Here is a 16,442-nt window from a genome sequence, read left to right on the forward strand (position 1 = left end):
CTAAATTTTAGATTCTACATTCCTAACCCTTACCGCATTCCCGTGTGCCTCCAACTTCTCGTTATCCGCCATTATCTCGATCGTTTTTCCCAAATAGGCCAAACCTTCCGGCATGATCTCTTGGAAAGTTATCTTTTTCATAAAGGCATCCATGTTCACCCCGCTATACGCACGGGCATACCCATTCGTGGGTAAAGTGTGGTTCGTCCCCGATGCATAATCTCCCGCACTTTCCGGGGAATAGTGTCCCAAGAAGACAGAACCCGCATTCCGAATTTCCGGCACCCAATCCAGATAATCCTTCACGCACAACATCAAATGCTCCGGGGCATAGCAATTCACCAGCTCCACACACTCTTCCCGGGAACGCAAAACAATATATTTAGAATTTCTCAGTGCCACCTCTGCAATTGCCTTCCGAGGAATCCGATTCAATTGTTTGTTCAACTCTTCTTCTACACGATCAATCAATGATTCATCGCAAGTCACCAGAAACACCTGACTATCCGGCCCGTGTTCCGCCTGCGACAATAAATCTGCCGCCACGAATGTTGCCCGTGCCGATTCATCTGCCACCACCATCAACTCCGAAGGCCCCGCCGGCATATCTATTGCCACACCATAACGCCCGACCCATTGTTTTGCCGCCATCACGAAACGATTACCCGGTCCAAATATCTTATCCACCCGCCCCACGCTCTTCGTCCCTAATGCCAATGCAGCAATCGCTTGAATCCCTCCCACTTTAAAAACACGGGTTACTCCACATAACCGGGCCGTCCACAAAATAGCCGGATTCACCCGTCCATCCCTTCCCGGCGGCGTACAGATCACCACCTCCCGGCACCCGGCCAACTTCGCCGGAACCGCCAACATCAATACGGTTGAAAACAGGGGAGCGCTCCCGCCCGGGACATACAATCCCACCCGATCTATCGCCCGACCTTCCTGCCAGCATCGGAATCCCCGTTCATTCACGTATTCACACTTCTCTGGAATCTGAATCTTATGAAACTCCTCAATATTCCCTTTTGCAACCCGTATCGCCTCCTTCAACTCCTTTTTCACAGCCTTTTCTGCCTCTTGAAACTCCTCCTCCGTCACCTCAAAACATTCTAGCTTTACCCGATCAAAATACCACGTGTACTTCTTCAATGCCTCGTCCCCATCCCTCTTCACCTCATCAAACACCGCTTTACACACTTTGTCCAAATCTTCTCCACGATTCTCCGGACGCTCCAATATTTTCATCCACTCTTCCTTCCTTGGATATAATATCTTATTCATAATCATAAATTTAATCTATTCATAAAACCTGTAACCCGTCAACCTGTAACTTGCAACTTGCCGCAGGCAATCACTCTATCATCTTTTCAATGGGTACCACCAAAATCCCTTCCGCACCCGCCGCTTTCAACGCCCCGATAGACTCCCAAAACTTATTCTCGTTCACCACCGAATGTAGAGAAAACCATCCTTTCATTTCCAACGGCATAATTGTCGGGCTTTTCACCCCCGGAAGTATATCGCAAATCTCTTGTAATTTCTCTTCGGGAGCATTCAACAGGATATACTTGTTACACTTGGCAGCCAACACCGCCTTCATTCTGAATATCAATTGTTCCACCAACCGCATTTTCTCTTCATCCAACTTCGGGTTAGCCACCAAAACAGCCGTAGACTTAAACAACGTGTAGACCTCCGTCAACCCGTTCTTAAAAAGTGTACTCCCGGAACTCACGATGTCACAGATCGCATCAGCTAATCCGATACCGGGAGCGATCTCCACCGACCCCGTGATCACGTGCGTCTCTGCCTGAATCTTATTTTGTACCAGAAAATCATTCAACGTGTTGGGATAGGAAGTAGCAATCCGTTTTTCCTGCAACCAATCTAACCCGGTAAATTCCTCCGATTTAGGAATAGCAATAGAAACCCGGCAACCTGAAAAACCTAAATCCAACAAATTCAATACATTTGCCCTTTTCTCGATCACCGTGTTCTCCCCGATAATCGCCACATCAACAATTCCATCCTCCACGTAATGAGGTATATCCGAATTTCGTAAATACAACACCTCCAACGGGAAATTAGAGGCTTGTGCCATTAACTGATCTCTCCCGTTATTAATACAAATCCCACACTCTTTCAACAATTCGAGCGTGTCCTCATTCAATCGACCTGATTTTTGAATCGCGACTTTTAACTTCACCATTTCTATCTGATTTTATCGTCGCACTGAATCCGGGAAGGCATCTATGGTATCGAAAAAAACAAAACGAGCCCGCCTGAATTCAGGCGAGCTCGTTTATACTTTTTATTTCAAATTACAGCACAACAGCATCATCTCACCTGAATACAGTGATGGCAATGATGATGCATATGATGTAATGTACTATTCATATTTTGTCTTTTTCGTTCTGCAAATGTATAAAAGGAATTTGATTATCCAAATACTTTGTACAATTTTTACTAATACAAAGTCAACCAGTAAGTACAAAATTTGCACTTACTTAATATTACTGCAACTTAGCTAATTTAACGTGAGTTCGCTATAAAAACAAATTTATATCTCTGAATAATAGAAACATAACATTACACGAAAGAAGAAACCGTTGCGAGGACGCACTCCAATGTTTCAATGTAGCGTGTCCTCCCCCTGTGCACCTTAGATTTGTACACGAAATAAATAGACGAACACTTGGCTAACAATAATAATAAATGCTTAAACTTGGAGGATAAACCAAAGTATTGAAAGAAAGGCGGGAATGGAGTGAACCAACCCCTGTGGTGAGCTTTCATGCTCGTCCCCTTATTTGGACTCCTTTCCCTTTCTTGAACCCAGGCCCGTATAAGAAATTAACTTGAATTGTTAAGGTACTTGGGACAGGTTCAAAATCCTTTCTCTCTAGACTTGTTAAACACAAAAGTATGGAAAATAATTGTTTTATAGGCATCGACGTGAGTAAAAATAAACTTGACATTTGCGTTCTTCAAGGTAAAGAAGTTTTGCAAGAGGACGTTATAGATAATAACCCGTCCGCGATCCACCGTTTCCTTGTCGACATGGCGGAAAAGCGGGGCTTGGATCTTTGCAGTTGCCTTGTTTGTGCCGAGCACACGGGAAATTACACTTACCCCTTGACGTTGGCTTGCCGGGATCTAGGTTGTCGTTTGTGGCTGGAAAATCCCGCCCAGTTGAAGTACTCGTCGGGAGTTCATCGTGGCAAGAACGACCGTGTAGACGCCCGGCGGATAGCGTTGTACGCTTCTCGATTCAATGACAAGGCCATGTTGTATCACGAGCTTACCCCGGAACTGGAACGGGTCAAGCAACTGAGACAGGAACGCTCTCTTTACCGTTCGGACTTGAGCAAGTACAAGGGGCAACTTTCGGACCAGAAAAATTTCATGGAGAGTACCGTTTACAAGGCGAAGGCAAACCGGTTGAAACACGTGATCAAGGAACTAGAGAAGATGATCGATGTCGTGGAGCGAGAAATAACGGGAATCATCGATTCTTGTGATGTTTTAAAACGTCAAATGAAAATAATAACCTCGGTGGAGGGCATTGGAAGGGAAACCGCCTTGTGTTTTATCGTCGAGACCGCGGCGTTCACAAGGTTCACCGACTCGAGAAAGTTTGCCTGTCACGCGGGAATCGCCCCTTTCCAGTACACCTCCGGCAGTAGCGTGCGCTCCCGTAACAGGGTCTCGCGCAGGGCAAACAAGCAGGTAAAAACGTTACTACACATGGCTGCCTTGTCTATAACAAGGAAAAAGAAGAGTGAATTGAAAGTGTATTACAAGAGAAAGGTGGAAGAAGGCAAAAACAAGATGACCGTCATCAATGCCATCAGGGCCAAGCTGGTCGCTCGTGTTTTTGCCGTCATTAGAAAAAATGATATTTATTCCATAAATTTTACTTGATTTACTTGTTTAAACCATAAGAATAAGGGGGAGTTAGAGGGGGTAGTTGGAAAGATAAAAACCCAAAGTTAAAAGATGACACATCACCTATTCCGGCACTTCCGAAACGACGGAATCCATCACTTCGAAATAATCACATCATCTCGTGCAAGAAACTAAAAAACACCGATATATTCCCATTTTTATCCGGTCTTTTTCCTAACGGATGGGGCAAATATGCTTTATTATATCGAACTCACCTTAATTTATCACGTCTTTCCTTTTCATAAGGACAAATTCACGAAAAACTTTCCTTTTTACAAGAGAAGAATGAATAATTTCAAAAAAGCACATCTAAAACAAAACGAGCCCGCCAGAATCTAGGCGAACTCGTTTATAATATTTAATCCAAATATATATTACTTGGCACTAACAAAATTAAGAGATATCTCAAATTCATTCGTATTCTCTTCCCAAATAGTTTTTATATCTGTCAATTTTTCAATCTGTAAAACACCCAAAACTAATTGAATCATTTCTATTGTATTCTCATCTTCTCCAGCCTCTATAATCTTTTCCATGTCTTCTTGCAATTTATCTAATGCAGGCAAAAGCGGAGTTATAAAAGGTGCCGCCATCTCCTTATCTATATAAATTTTTAAAGCATCACCTGTCTTAACATACTTCACTGGAATACCTTCTGTAATCCATTGCATCACTATTGGAAGCAGAGCATCAACATCAATATTATACTCTTTCAATTTCGCAAGAAGAGTTACTATATCTTCAGAATTACTAATATCTACGTCTTCATTATCTCCATTCACTTGTTGCGCAATCGCATTAATGCTAGGAACGATATAAATCATACTGTTCTTAGCATACCAAAATGCCAAATTTTTAGGAGAATCGCTCCAATCATCATGCGAAGCAATAAGTTGACCTTTATCTTGATTAGCAAACATATTTTCCATGGAAAAATTTTCCCAATATTTTGCAGTAATATTACCATCTTCATGGAAAGTAACTTGATTCAACACATTAAATAAAATCATCGAACCAAACAGATTTACTAATGCTGCCGCATTCTCGAAATTAGGTTTTTCCAAATCAATAGCAGACCATACAAAAAACAATGGAGTACTCTCACCACTACTTGTAGCTGACAAATTCCAAGAACCCGTTAATCCCGCTTGAGCGGTCTCGGACAATTTTGTTGTTGCGGTTGCAGAAACTTTACCCTCTACACTGATTTTACCTTCTACTTTTACATTTAAAATAACAGGTTTTGCATCAGACCGAACAATAAGCATTGCTGGTGGTGTAGTCAAACCTTCCTCTCCGGAAAAAACAAAAGAATCATCAGCCTGTTCTTCCAATTTTACATTAACAGGGATTGTTGCATAGCCCGGTATCACATTTTTTAAAGTCAACACGGCTTCTGATCCGTTTTTTACCGCCATCTGCAATGTACCTGTAGTCGCCTGTTCGCCATTAACTTCAAATGTAACTTTTTGGATTTCTATTTCATCCTGAGGAATATTCTTCCATGCTTTATCATCGTCATCACTACAACTCACAAAAAATGTTACACCTAAAATCAACAATAATAAAAATTTGTTTTTCATACTTCATTAAACATTAATTAAACATTGACTTATCCGTCCTCTCTTTAAATATTCATGCAAACAATAAATCTTCATTTATTGCACCATGCAGCCTTATTATTAGCAAAAAACGTGCAAATTTAATCAAATGTTACAAGGAGTATTCAATTTTAACACTTTAACAGTCATATATTCCTAATTACGTGATCATTACAAATCACACTTTATACTATTTAGAGATACTTTCATTTCTAATTAAATATTCCAACTACGTGTCTATTCAAAAGTAATAAATTAATTGGTTAGCATCTTGTGAAAATAACTCATAAGATATCAATTCTATTTTGTATATATGAAATCAAATAACACTAATTCAAACATTCCATTCAATAATATTTTCAAAAAAAAACCGAGAGAATCTCTCGGTTAAATTCTTTAATAATACTTTATTATTAGAAACTATTCAATAGCATTACACTTTAACCCTACTTTCAATTCAGTTGTTACGTCTAAAGCTCCAGGTAAATTATCTATAATAGGTTGCATCGGAACTTTCAAGATTGGAATTTCATAATCCCCTGGGACTAATCCTCCAATAAAGGGAATCAGAGGTTTCAAACTTTTAAGTAATACTTCATTCAAATACATATATATAGCATCAGCTTTCGTTCCTGTTCCTTTTGTTATTTCAAAATAAACGGGAATCCCCCCTGTTAAAAGCTGCTCTAAAAGTGAAAGCATTGGATCTGATCCGGTAGAACGTCCTATTTTATCTGCTTCAACCTGCTGCATAATCATCTCTACATTTGGATACACGTAACAAATATCATCTTTCACGTAATAATGAGCCAAATTCAACTCAGATAATCGCCAATCAGCATCAGGCTCTGGATTCTCATCTGTAGCAACAGCCGCATTATAAGTCGCAACAATATTTCCATCCTCTAAAAAAGCTACATCTTGTAAATACTGCTTTAATAACATTCCTCCCCCTAAAGAAAGTAAAGTTGCAACACCTCCCGTATTCAATTTCCCTTCAACCAAATAATAATCTTTAGGAAGCCATGTCATTTTTACTGTTGAAAGCTTCCATTTTTTCATCAATTCATTCTGAACAAACTTCACATCCACATCCACTGTTAACTTCCCTTTCACGATAGAACCTTCCAACGCCACTGTTCTCACATCATTTTTATTCTCCGCAACAAAAGTATAAACAGAGTTATTTTCCACCAATTGTACATCAGAAAACACCGTTTCACTCTCTCCCGGCACAACACCTTGCAACTTCAACGTTGCACTCTTTCCATCCACCGAATTAAAATCAACAGATTTCCCTATAAATACAACATCACTATATCTTAAATCTAACACACGCTCTGTACTTGTCGTAGAATAGATTCCATTAAAATCCTTTGGAGAATCCTTGTCATCATCATCACTACAACTAGTAATAAATACTATCCCTAAAATCATTAATACTAAAAACTTGTTTTTCATCATACTTTAATTTACCTGTTAAAACTATTCTCATGTTAGATTTTTATCATTTACTCCTAACAAAAATTAAGCCAAGAATGTTCAAATCGCTCATGATCATTTAAAATAGATCTAACTCACATTCCATTATATTCAATAAAAGAGAGTTGCATCATACCATAGTAATACAACTCCCTTAAATCACTTATATCGCAAATTATACTATTCCGTAATATTTCTTTGCGTCAACACCAATCCCAGTTCCGCCGTTTTCCCTTCTTGGATAATCGGTCCCAAATCCGTGATAAATCCAGCGTAACTCTGGAATTCTTCAGGCATAACCTCTCCCAACATAGGAAGCAAAGACATAAATGGTAATAACGTCTCCCGGGTCATATAGACATCCATTGTCTCTTTTTCCGTATCTTTCGTGACTTCAAAAGGAAGGCCCTGTTCCAACACGACCATGATCTCTGTCAATGGGTCAGAAGTACTACGCCCGACATCCTCTATAATACCTGCAATATTTGCCGAGATATAAAGCTTTCCTCCCGTCAAATTATAAAAGGCCATGCCTTTAGGAGACGTTGCATATTGCGGATTATTCATATCACTATTGTAAGAAGCCGTGATATTGCCATCACTCGTGAATGTTATATCCTTTAGAAAAGTGGGTAACATCCATCCAAATATACCATTCACAAACCCTATCACGTTCTCCGGAGCGACCTCGGTCTCACCGTATTTCACCTTTTCCTTATCAGTCGTAAACGTAAAATGTGTGGCCATAATGCCTGCATCCAGATTTCCTACCGCCCAAGTTCCCTCAATATCCGTGGCCTTATTCTTTACCGCAAGAGTCAGGTTCATTTTTCCTTCTTCAATTTTCCCGGAAACCTTCACTTCCCGGAAATCATTACTGCTCGTACCTTCCACTACATTTCCCGTGATCGTCACGGGAATCGCCAATGCCGGTTCTCCCGGAATCACGTTACCCAAGGTTAGCGTGTTACCTGATAAAGCGACACTCTTTCCACTCAATGCCATCCCGTCCCTTGACAACTCCAATCCCGAATCTTTATATGTCCCGTCATAATTCGGGTCCTTGTCATCATCGCTGCAAGCGGAAAAAAACACGACTCCTAAAATCAACAGTAATAATAATTTGTTACTCATAATCGATCATTTGTTGGTTAATAATATTTGGAATAAATTCCTAAATATTAATTTACAGCAAAGTGTAAGCCCAAGTTCCAATAAATCGCCTCTAATTCCGCAACACTCCCCAATAACAAGTGTCTATTTTCGCATAAACCCGCAAATCACGTCCTTACTTTTATTACCTTTGTCCCCAATTAAACAAATAAACCCATGAGACCCCAGAATTCATCCCGTGCCAAAGCCCCGCGTAGCCGTAGTTTCGAAGTACAAGAAGAAAACACGCTAATGCCTTTCCTGTTACAAGCTTTACATGACCAAAGCAGGACAGCCGTGAAATCATTCCTCGCCCACAAACTCGTGCAAGTGAACAACCGCATCACCACACAATTCGACACGCCACTCAAACCCGGGGACACGGTAACCGTCGGGATGAACAAAAATGCGGCACCTTTCCATCACCCCATGCTCAACATCCTACATGAGGACGAACACTTGATTGTCGTGGAAAAGGCAAGCGGGCTACTCTCCATGGGAACAGAGCGGGATAAAACCAAAACAGCCTATTATATACTGAACAACTACGTGAAAAATAAAGATCCCCGGAACCATATCTTTATCCTGCATCGCCTAGACAAAGAAACCTCCGGTATCATGATGTTTGCCAAAAACAAAAAAGTTCAAGAAATCCTACAAAAAAACTGGAACGAAATGATCCGGGAACGGAAATATGTCGCCGTCATCGAGGGATGCCCGCAACCGGAACAAGGACAGGTGAAATCCTACATCAGCGAGAACAAAGCCTTGATCGTCCACTCCACCTCTTCACAAGACGGGAAATTGGCCATCACGAACTACACAACCTTAAAATCGAACCGGCAATTCTCACTCGTGGAACTTGAATTGGAAACCGGACGCAAAAACCAAATTAGGGTACATATGCAGGAAATCGGACACCCCGTTACCGGAGACCCCAAATACGGGGCCACGAAAAACCCCTTGCATCGCTTGGCTCTACACGCTTTCAAGCTCACTTTTATCCATCCCGTCACGGGAAAGGAAATGAAATTCGAGACCCCCGTTCCCACGAAATTCACGACCCTGTTCAAGTAACTTGCACCGTACTCTCACCGGAGTCGTAGGCGTATCTCGTTAATATCTTGATTCCATTTCAAGATAAAATCAAGCACACATTCACGCCCCCGACACGTCAACTTCCCGTTGACTTCCGGTTAACTTCCCGTTAACTTCCCGTTGACTTACTAACGAGACTACGGTACAACTACAGTGCAAGTAACACTCGTTACCCTAGAAGAAGGGGAATAAAAAACGGGGAACACTCCTAAAAGTATTCCCCGCACATCAAAAATATTTTATTTAAAACAATGACTCGATCAACTGGTCATCGGCAAAATTCGGTAATGTCACCTTCAAATTCGGGTTTGCTTCCATGGCACGTTTGATGGCAAAAACAGCCCCCTCGTTACGAGCCCAGCTACGACGGGAGATTCCATTATTCACGTCCCAGAATAACATATTCTTCAAACGTCTGTCGCTATCGGCAGAACCGTCAAGCATCATCCCGAAACCACCGTTAATAACTTCTCCCCAACCTACACCACCACCATTGTGGATAGATACCCAAGTCGCGCCGCGGAAAGAATCCCCGATCACGTTCTGGATAGCCATATCGGCCGTGAAACGAGATCCGTCATATATATTTGAAGTCTCACGATAAGGAGAATCCGTACCGGAAACGTCATGATGATCACGTCCTAAAATCACGGGAGCAGAAATTTCCCCGGTAGCAATAGCCTTGTTAAACGCCTCGGCTATCTTAATACGACCTTCAGCATCGGCATACAAGATCCGGGCTTGCGACCCAACGACCAAGTGATTCTCCATGGCAGCCTTGATCCAACGGATATTATCATCCATCTGTTGTTGGATCTCTTTCGGGGAATGTGTCTTGATTTCCTCTAACACGCGAGCTGCAATCTCATCCGTCTTCGCCAAATCCTTCGGGTCACCACTGGAACATACCCAACGGAACGGACCAAAACCGTAGTCAAAACACATCGGTCCCATAATATCCTGCACGTATGACGGGTATTTGAAATCACCGTTCGGCTTCATGATGTCAGCACCCGCACGGGAAGACTCCAACAAGAACGCATTACCGTAATCAAAGAAATAAGTATTGAAACGTGCCACGCACTTGTTAATAGCAGCCACGTGACGACGCAAAGATTCTTGTACCTTTTGTTTGAATAACTCCGGCTCCTCGGCCATCATCCGCTTGGACTCCTCGAAACTCACGCCCACGGGATAGTAACCACCAGCCCACGGGTTATGCAATGACGTCTGGTCTGATCCCAGTTCAACAGGCACATCACCCTCCGCGAAACGTTCCCACACGTCCACCACGTTCCCCTGGTAAGCAATGGAAACAGTCTCTTTCTTCTCACGAGCCACTTTCACCCGTTCCACCAGTTTATCCAAATCATCAATCACCTCATCCACCCATCCTTGAGAGTGACGGGTATGCGTGGCTTTCGGGTTAATCTCGGCTGTAATACTGATACATCCGGCAATATTCCCGGCTTTCGGCTGCGCACCTGACATACCACCTAATCCCGCGGTGATAAACAATTTTCCGGCTAATCCTTCTCCATGTTTGGAAATCTTACGCCCGGCATTCAACACGGTAATCGTGGTTCCGTGAACAATTCCCTGCGGACCGATATACATGAACGAACCTGCAGTCATCTGCCCGTACTGGGAAACACCCAAAGCGTTAAAACGTTCCCAATCATCCGGCTTGGAATAATTCGGGATCACCATACCGTTCGTAACCACGACACGCGGTGCATCCTTATGCGACGGGAACAATCCCATCGGGTGACCAGAATATAACACCAACGTCTGCTCGTCGGTCATCTCCGACAAATACTTCATTGCCAGACGATACTGTGCCCAGTTCTGGAACACCGCCCCGTTGCCCCCGTAAGTAATCAACTCGTGAGGATGTTGAGCCACGGCATAATCCAAGTTATTATTCATCATCAGCATGATACCCGCCGCTTGCAGGCTCTTGTGAGGATAATCATTGATATTATGAGCATACATCTTGTAATCCGGACGGAAACGATACATGTAAATACGCCCGTATTTCTCCAACTCCTCGGCAAACTCCGGGGCCAACACGGCATGGTGTTTCGGGTCAAAATAACGTAAAGCGTTACGTATCGCCAGTTTCTTTTCTTCTTTCGTCAGGATGTCTTTCCTTTTAGGGGCATGGTTAATCTCCGGCTCGTAAGCCTTCGGAGCCGGCAATTCTGCTGGAATCCCTTCCCTAATTGATTGTTGAAATTCTTGTAATGTCATTATATTATCTTTTACTTCATTTTATTATTGCCATTCCCCACGAATCAACTAATAATCATTAATTTAGTCTCTACTTTCCCACTTTTTAGTTTTTAACTTTTAGTTTTTAACTCACCAATCGGCTGGCTAAATTAATATTTTCAAATGAAAAAAACACTATTTTTGCCTAACAATAAAACAGAAGATGACATGAATATAAGAATAGGCGACATTGTACGATTTATATCAGACAAGCTAGAGGGTAAAGTTACCGGCATCATTGACAACAACACCGTGAACGTGTATTGTGACGAATACGGGTTCGAAATTCCCGCATCCGTGAATAACCTAGTGGTCATTCATTCCGACAGTAACACGACAAAAACGGTTTCCGCCACATCCGCATCCGGACAGAAAAACGTGGTCATGGAATCGGCCGATACCCTTTACATCGCGTTCGTCCCCGAAAATTTCAACAACTTGACAGAAAGTCGGTTCGATATTTATTTCGTGAACGATACCACTCAAACCAGTCTTTATTCCATCTCGTTTCATGACGGGGAAAAGTACACCGGGATTACGGCAGGCAACTGCAACCCGAACACGACATACCTGATCGGCAATTACTCGCTCAAAGAAATCGACACGATTAAAGCGATACACGTGCAATCCGTGTTCTATCAGAAAGGCGTTCACGTTCTGAAAAACGCCATCGACACGCAAATCAAGGTCACCCCGGTAAACTTGTGTAAAGCGGGAGCTTACAAACATACCCGCTGGTTTAATTCCACCTCGCTACTCCGACCGCTGGACAAAGAATCCATCGTCAAAGAAGAAGGCTTGGAAACCATTCCGGAACAATTTTTACAAAAAACGCCTCATAAAACGGAAGACACGTCCCACAAGGAAACTCCCAAACAATCCAATAGCAACATCATCGAGATCGACTTGCACATTGACAAGCTACTCGACGACACGACAGGCATGGAAAACAAGGATATGCTGGACTACCAGATGGACGTGTTCCATAAAACACTGGAACAATACAAACTCCGCCGGGGCCAAAAGATCGTGTTCATACACGGCAAAGGAGACGGGGTATTAAGGCAACGTATCCTCTGGGAACTTCAAACCAAATACAAACGTTTCAACCATCAGGACGCCTCTTTCAAGCAATATGGTTACGGGGCCACGATGGTCACGATAAAATAATCAAAGATTAAAGGAATACCCCACGGAACAGACCCAATTTTTCCCGTAAGGAGAATACTTATCCTGTATCACGTCATAATAAAACATCACGGAGATAGAGCCTGTTCCGGTGGGAATAACTCCACCTCCCCCCACTAGCATCGTGGGGACATAACGGAAGTCAATCTTCTTCTCATACGATTTTCCCCAACTTCCCTTCAGTTCCGGCTGGATTTGGAGGGCAATATACCGCACCGGGTTCACCCGCCCGAACACGTTTACCCCGAGATAATTCATATCATAACGATTGGAAGAATGGTGATAATTGTAACTTACCCCTCCTCCCGCCGAGAAGAACTCGTTCCAACGATACCCGATCTGGGGAGAAACATCGATACTGGTATAATCCCCGAAGGACATCCCGCAAGAACCGCTTAATGTCCATTTTCCCGTTTTCCGGGACACGGACGATTTCAAAGGGACACTCTTTTTCACGGGAGCTTTCACCACTTGGCGTTTTGCCCCGGATTTATAGATCGTGTCCAATCGAAAACCATTACGATTTTCCTGAGCCTCCACCCTCCCGAAAGAGGCTGTTACAAACAGAATCAAAACCAACCAGAATCTCGTCATCATTCATCATTTTAATGGGAAAAAGCTGTTCAAAGACACCTTCAAACAGCTTTTTTATTTCAAAAAGTTCTCTTCGAGAGAAAATCACTTACGCATGTAATTCTCCGATGTAACGTTCCGCATCAATAGCAGCACGGCAACCGGTTCCGGCAGCAGCAATTCCCTGACGATAAGTCGGGTCCATCACGTCTCCTGCGGCAAACACACCCGGTACATTCGTCTTGCAAGACTTACCTTCGGTAATGATATACCCTTGCTCGTCGACTTCGATATATTTTTTGAACACTTCTGTATTCGGAGTATGCCCGATAGCCAGGAAGAACCCGTCAATCTTGATTTCCTTGGTTGCCTCTTCCGGGGTCCCCTTCTTGTACACCAAACGAGCGCCCTCAACTCCCATGTCTGACCCAAACAATTCCAACGTGTTATGCTCGAACAATACTTCAATGTTTTCCGTTCTGAACACACGTTCCTGCATAGCCTTCGATGCTCTCAAATAGTTCTTACGAACAATCAAATATACTTTACGACACAACCCGGCCAAATAAGTAGCCTCCTCGCAAGCGGTATCTCCACCACCTACAACAGCCACGTCTTTTCCGCGATAGAAGAATCCGTCGCAAGTTGCACAAGCACTAACACCAGCCCCGCGGAATGCCTCTTCTGAAGGCAAACCCAAGTACTTGGCAGTTGCACCCGTTGCAATAATCACGGCATCCGCCTCGATCACCTTCTCCCCGTCGATCGTAACCTTATGAGGATGACCGGAAAAGTCAACATCCGTCGCGATCCCGAAACGAATATCCGTTCCGAAACGTTCCGCTTGCTTTCTCATATCTTCCATCATCACCGGACCGGTCACGCCTTCCGGGTATCCCGGGAAGTTTTCCACTTCCGTGGTCGTGGTCAACTGACCACCCATTTGCATTCCCGTGTACAACACCGGATTCAAATTAGCTCTCGATGCGTATATCGCTGCCGTATACCCGGCAGGCCCTGATCCTATAATCAAGCATTTAACTCTTTCTATAGCATTTTCTGTTGACATAGACAATTCCTTTCTTTTAATTTACAATACAATTTCACGTAATGGATTGCAAAGTTACCTAAAAAAATGGTTTATCCAATTTTTTTACCCCATATCCCCGTATTCTCATTCCCCAAACCCATGAAAACCTGCAATCTAAGCCAAAAAGCACAAACAATCATCAGATTTTTCTCTCAACTCCTTGTTTCATTCCAAATTTTTTTACTACATTTGCATCCGCATTTCGGGATGTAGCTCAGCCCGGTAGAGTCCACGTCTGGGGGGCGTGTTGTCGCAGGTTCAAATCCTGTCATCCCGACTACTGAGTATCAAACAATTAGAGAGGTTAAAACAACCTCTCTTTTTTATTGCGATTACATTTTTATTATACTTTTTGGGTTAACGTGAAAAATTAGGGGCTAACGTGAGCCAATACCATCTAACAAATAAAACTCCTATGGTATTTAGTATTAGGTCAAAAATCTTTTTAAAAGCTGCTCCTCTTTTATATGATATTCTTTAGTTCTCTCTAATAATGGATCATACTCAATCGAAAATAACCAATATTTTCCAAATAACTGCCCCCTTTTTCTCATCTTCAATTTTAAGTCCTCGATTTTTCATCAGGACAACATGACCTTCAAGGCATAATATACTTCAGAGATAAAAAACGACCTGCCAATTTAGGCATTGTTTTACAACAACTAGGCCCGGCAGGTTCTACATTACAAGTGTACTACAATTTTACTTACAATCAAAATGCTTAGTAAAAAAAATAATTCAACCACGAAATTCAAGCTCACCTAAAAAATTAGATCAACCTTCTATTCTTCAATATGCCAATTTTTATCCCCTTCTCAAGCATAAATAATGGTATCAAGAGCATCATACAATTAGAAAAATCATTCTGTCCATTCACAAATTCAAAGTTATTTCACCTAATTTCTTGTTTTTATCCAGAAATAATCCTACCTTGTGAATACGTTTGTTATAAATGGGGATTTTCCCTACATGTCTTATTTTTTAATTTTATCACTATGAAAAGACTATTATTTCTTAGTTTATTCGTGTGTGCAATCACGTGTTTCGCATTCACGAATGCAGCAGCTCCAGAAGTTCAACGAACAATCAGCGGAACGGTTTATGACCTATCGTCACATCAACCGTTAGAAGGAATCTACATCCAGCAAATCAACGGAACTTCATCTAGTTCAACAAAAACGGATGTTTCCGGTCATTTCTCCATTACCGTGAAAAATTCAAGTCAAACAGCAACTCTCAAATTCTCAGACCCAGATTATGGGGATTACTCTACCCGAACAGAAGACTTTGACTTAAGTAAAGACAACACGAACGTGTCTGTCTACATGCAATAAACAACTATTGCAAGATACAAAAAACTGGAAAGGATACCCTAGCGTATCCTTTTCATATATGTACAAAAGAGAGTAGCCGGGAAGTACGTTTGTTATATATGCTTACTTATTCAAAATCACTATGATTTTACAAGAAAACATAGCCCGACTACTCTATACACAAAGATAATTCACACTCTTGAAAAGAGCAACTTTATCCAATCACTTTCATGTGCAAAATAAACAAAAGTATCCCAAATTCACAACACAAAAGCATCTATATTGAAGTCACCTCACGATCACGATGAAAATTGAATCAAGGTCACAAAAATGTCCCTCGTTAGAAATTCGCATATCTATCACGTAACGTCCGACAGGAACCGTGTGATTCCAAGGTAATTCTACTCGTCCACGCCCAAACATTCGAAATTGTGCAACAGCTTCGGGGTGTTCACTCCGGACATTCCGAATCGTGTACTTCACCGGGTTTGTTCCCTCCACTCCCTCCATCTCCCCGGATTGCCAAGGTATTTTAAATTTGATCTGATAAGCATCATCATCCGGGTCAAGCCCGGCTTTCACGATCATGGAATCCGGCGCATAAGCAGCATGACGAATATCTAGAAAACCCACCGTTCTATCTTGACATCCCGTCTGTAACATCCCGATTAAAAGCAAACAATTCGCTATCCAATACATTCTTTTCATATCTTCAAA

13 protein-coding genes and 1 tRNA gene are annotated in these 16,442 nt (G+C 42.3%); 5 read left to right on the forward strand and 9 right to left on the reverse strand.

Features of this window, described 5'->3' with window-relative positions:
* Together hisD and hisG are read right to left on the reverse strand one after the other, a co-directional pair.
* On the reverse strand, positions 1-1,287 hold the full coding sequence (gene hisD / locus R8806_RS07880) for a histidinol dehydrogenase (RefSeq protein ID WP_124317625.1): 1,287 nt from the start codon (positions 1,285-1,287) through the stop codon (positions 1-3).
* 70 nt (positions 1,288-1,357) lie between these two features.
* A complete protein-coding gene (gene hisG / locus R8806_RS07885; RefSeq protein ID WP_124317624.1) occupies positions 1,358-2,215 on the reverse strand; it encodes an ATP phosphoribosyltransferase in 858 nt (285 codons plus the stop codon).
* A 716-nt stretch (positions 2,216-2,931) separates the two neighbouring features.
* Between hisG and R8806_RS07890 the strand changes: the two genes are divergently transcribed.
* Positions 2,932-3,930, forward strand: coding sequence for an IS110 family RNA-guided transposase (locus R8806_RS07890; RefSeq protein WP_124318433.1), 999 nt, complete (start codon positions 2,932-2,934; stop codon positions 3,928-3,930).
* A gap of 398 nt (positions 3,931-4,328) precedes the next feature.
* Here R8806_RS07890 and R8806_RS07895 read toward each other — a convergent pair whose 3' ends face one another.
* From R8806_RS07895 to R8806_RS07905, 3 genes are all read right to left on the reverse strand, one after another.
* Positions 4,329-5,537 carry a DUF4925 domain-containing protein gene (locus tag R8806_RS07895; RefSeq protein WP_151412187.1) on the reverse strand — a complete coding sequence of 403 codons (1,209 nt, stop codon included), beginning with the start codon at positions 5,535-5,537 and terminating at the stop codon, positions 4,329-4,331.
* Positions 5,538-5,975: 438 nt separating this feature from the next.
* On the reverse strand, positions 5,976-7,019 hold the full coding sequence (locus tag R8806_RS07900; protein WP_151412186.1) for a DUF4925 domain-containing protein: 1,044 nt from the start codon (positions 7,017-7,019) through the stop codon (positions 5,976-5,978).
* 198 nt (positions 7,020-7,217) lie between these two features.
* Positions 7,218-8,171 carry a DUF4925 domain-containing protein gene (locus R8806_RS07905; protein WP_124318339.1) on the reverse strand — a complete coding sequence of 318 codons (954 nt, stop codon included), beginning with the start codon at positions 8,169-8,171 and terminating at the stop codon, positions 7,218-7,220.
* A gap of 195 nt (positions 8,172-8,366) precedes the next feature.
* Between R8806_RS07905 and R8806_RS07910 the strand changes: the two genes are divergently transcribed.
* Positions 8,367-9,266 carry an RluA family pseudouridine synthase gene (locus tag R8806_RS07910; RefSeq protein WP_124316785.1) on the forward strand — a complete coding sequence of 300 codons (900 nt, stop codon included), beginning with the start codon at positions 8,367-8,369 and terminating at the stop codon, positions 9,264-9,266.
* A gap of 264 nt (positions 9,267-9,530) precedes the next feature.
* On the opposite strand, the gene R8806_RS07915 is transcribed toward R8806_RS07910, so the two are convergent.
* Complete coding sequence (locus R8806_RS07915; protein WP_124316786.1) at positions 9,531-11,540, reverse strand: urocanate hydratase; 2,010 nt, start codon at positions 11,538-11,540, stop codon at positions 9,531-9,533.
* Positions 11,541-11,729: 189 nt separating this feature from the next.
* On the opposite strand from R8806_RS07915, the gene R8806_RS07920 reads away from it, so the two are divergent.
* Positions 11,730-12,731, forward strand: a complete 1,002-nt coding sequence (locus R8806_RS07920) for a DUF2027 domain-containing protein (RefSeq protein WP_124316787.1) — start codon at positions 11,730-11,732, stop codon at positions 12,729-12,731.
* Here R8806_RS07920 and R8806_RS07925 read toward each other — a convergent pair whose 3' ends face one another.
* Together R8806_RS07925 and trxB are read right to left on the reverse strand one after the other, a co-directional pair.
* The gene (locus R8806_RS07925; RefSeq protein WP_124316788.1) at positions 12,732-13,346 is read right to left on the reverse strand and encodes a hypothetical protein; all 615 of its coding nucleotides are present in this window, start codon (positions 13,344-13,346) and stop codon (positions 12,732-12,734) included.
* Positions 13,347-13,431: 85 nt separating this feature from the next.
* Positions 13,432-14,391, reverse strand: a complete 960-nt coding sequence (gene trxB, locus R8806_RS07930; protein WP_087422032.1) for a thioredoxin-disulfide reductase — start codon at positions 14,389-14,391, stop codon at positions 13,432-13,434.
* A gap of 224 nt (positions 14,392-14,615) precedes the next feature.
* Here trxB and R8806_RS07935 point away from each other — a divergent pair.
* Together R8806_RS07935 and R8806_RS07940 are read left to right on the forward strand one after the other, a co-directional pair.
* Positions 14,616-14,689: transfer RNA gene (locus tag R8806_RS07935), tRNA-Pro, on the forward strand.
* A gap of 718 nt (positions 14,690-15,407) precedes the next feature.
* The gene (locus R8806_RS07940; protein ID WP_164719631.1) at positions 15,408-15,746 is read left to right on the forward strand and encodes a carboxypeptidase regulatory-like domain-containing protein; all 339 of its coding nucleotides are present in this window, start codon (positions 15,408-15,410) and stop codon (positions 15,744-15,746) included.
* Positions 15,747-16,013: 267 nt separating this feature from the next.
* Here R8806_RS07940 and R8806_RS07945 read toward each other — a convergent pair whose 3' ends face one another.
* On the reverse strand, positions 16,014-16,433 hold the full coding sequence (locus R8806_RS07945; protein WP_229783030.1) for a hypothetical protein: 420 nt from the start codon (positions 16,431-16,433) through the stop codon (positions 16,014-16,016).
* Positions 16,434-16,442: the final 9 nt, after the last annotated feature.

Source organism: Butyricimonas faecihominis, assembly GCF_033096445.1.
In the GTDB taxonomy this organism is placed as follows: domain Bacteria; phylum Bacteroidota; class Bacteroidia; order Bacteroidales; family Marinifilaceae; genus Butyricimonas; species Butyricimonas faecihominis.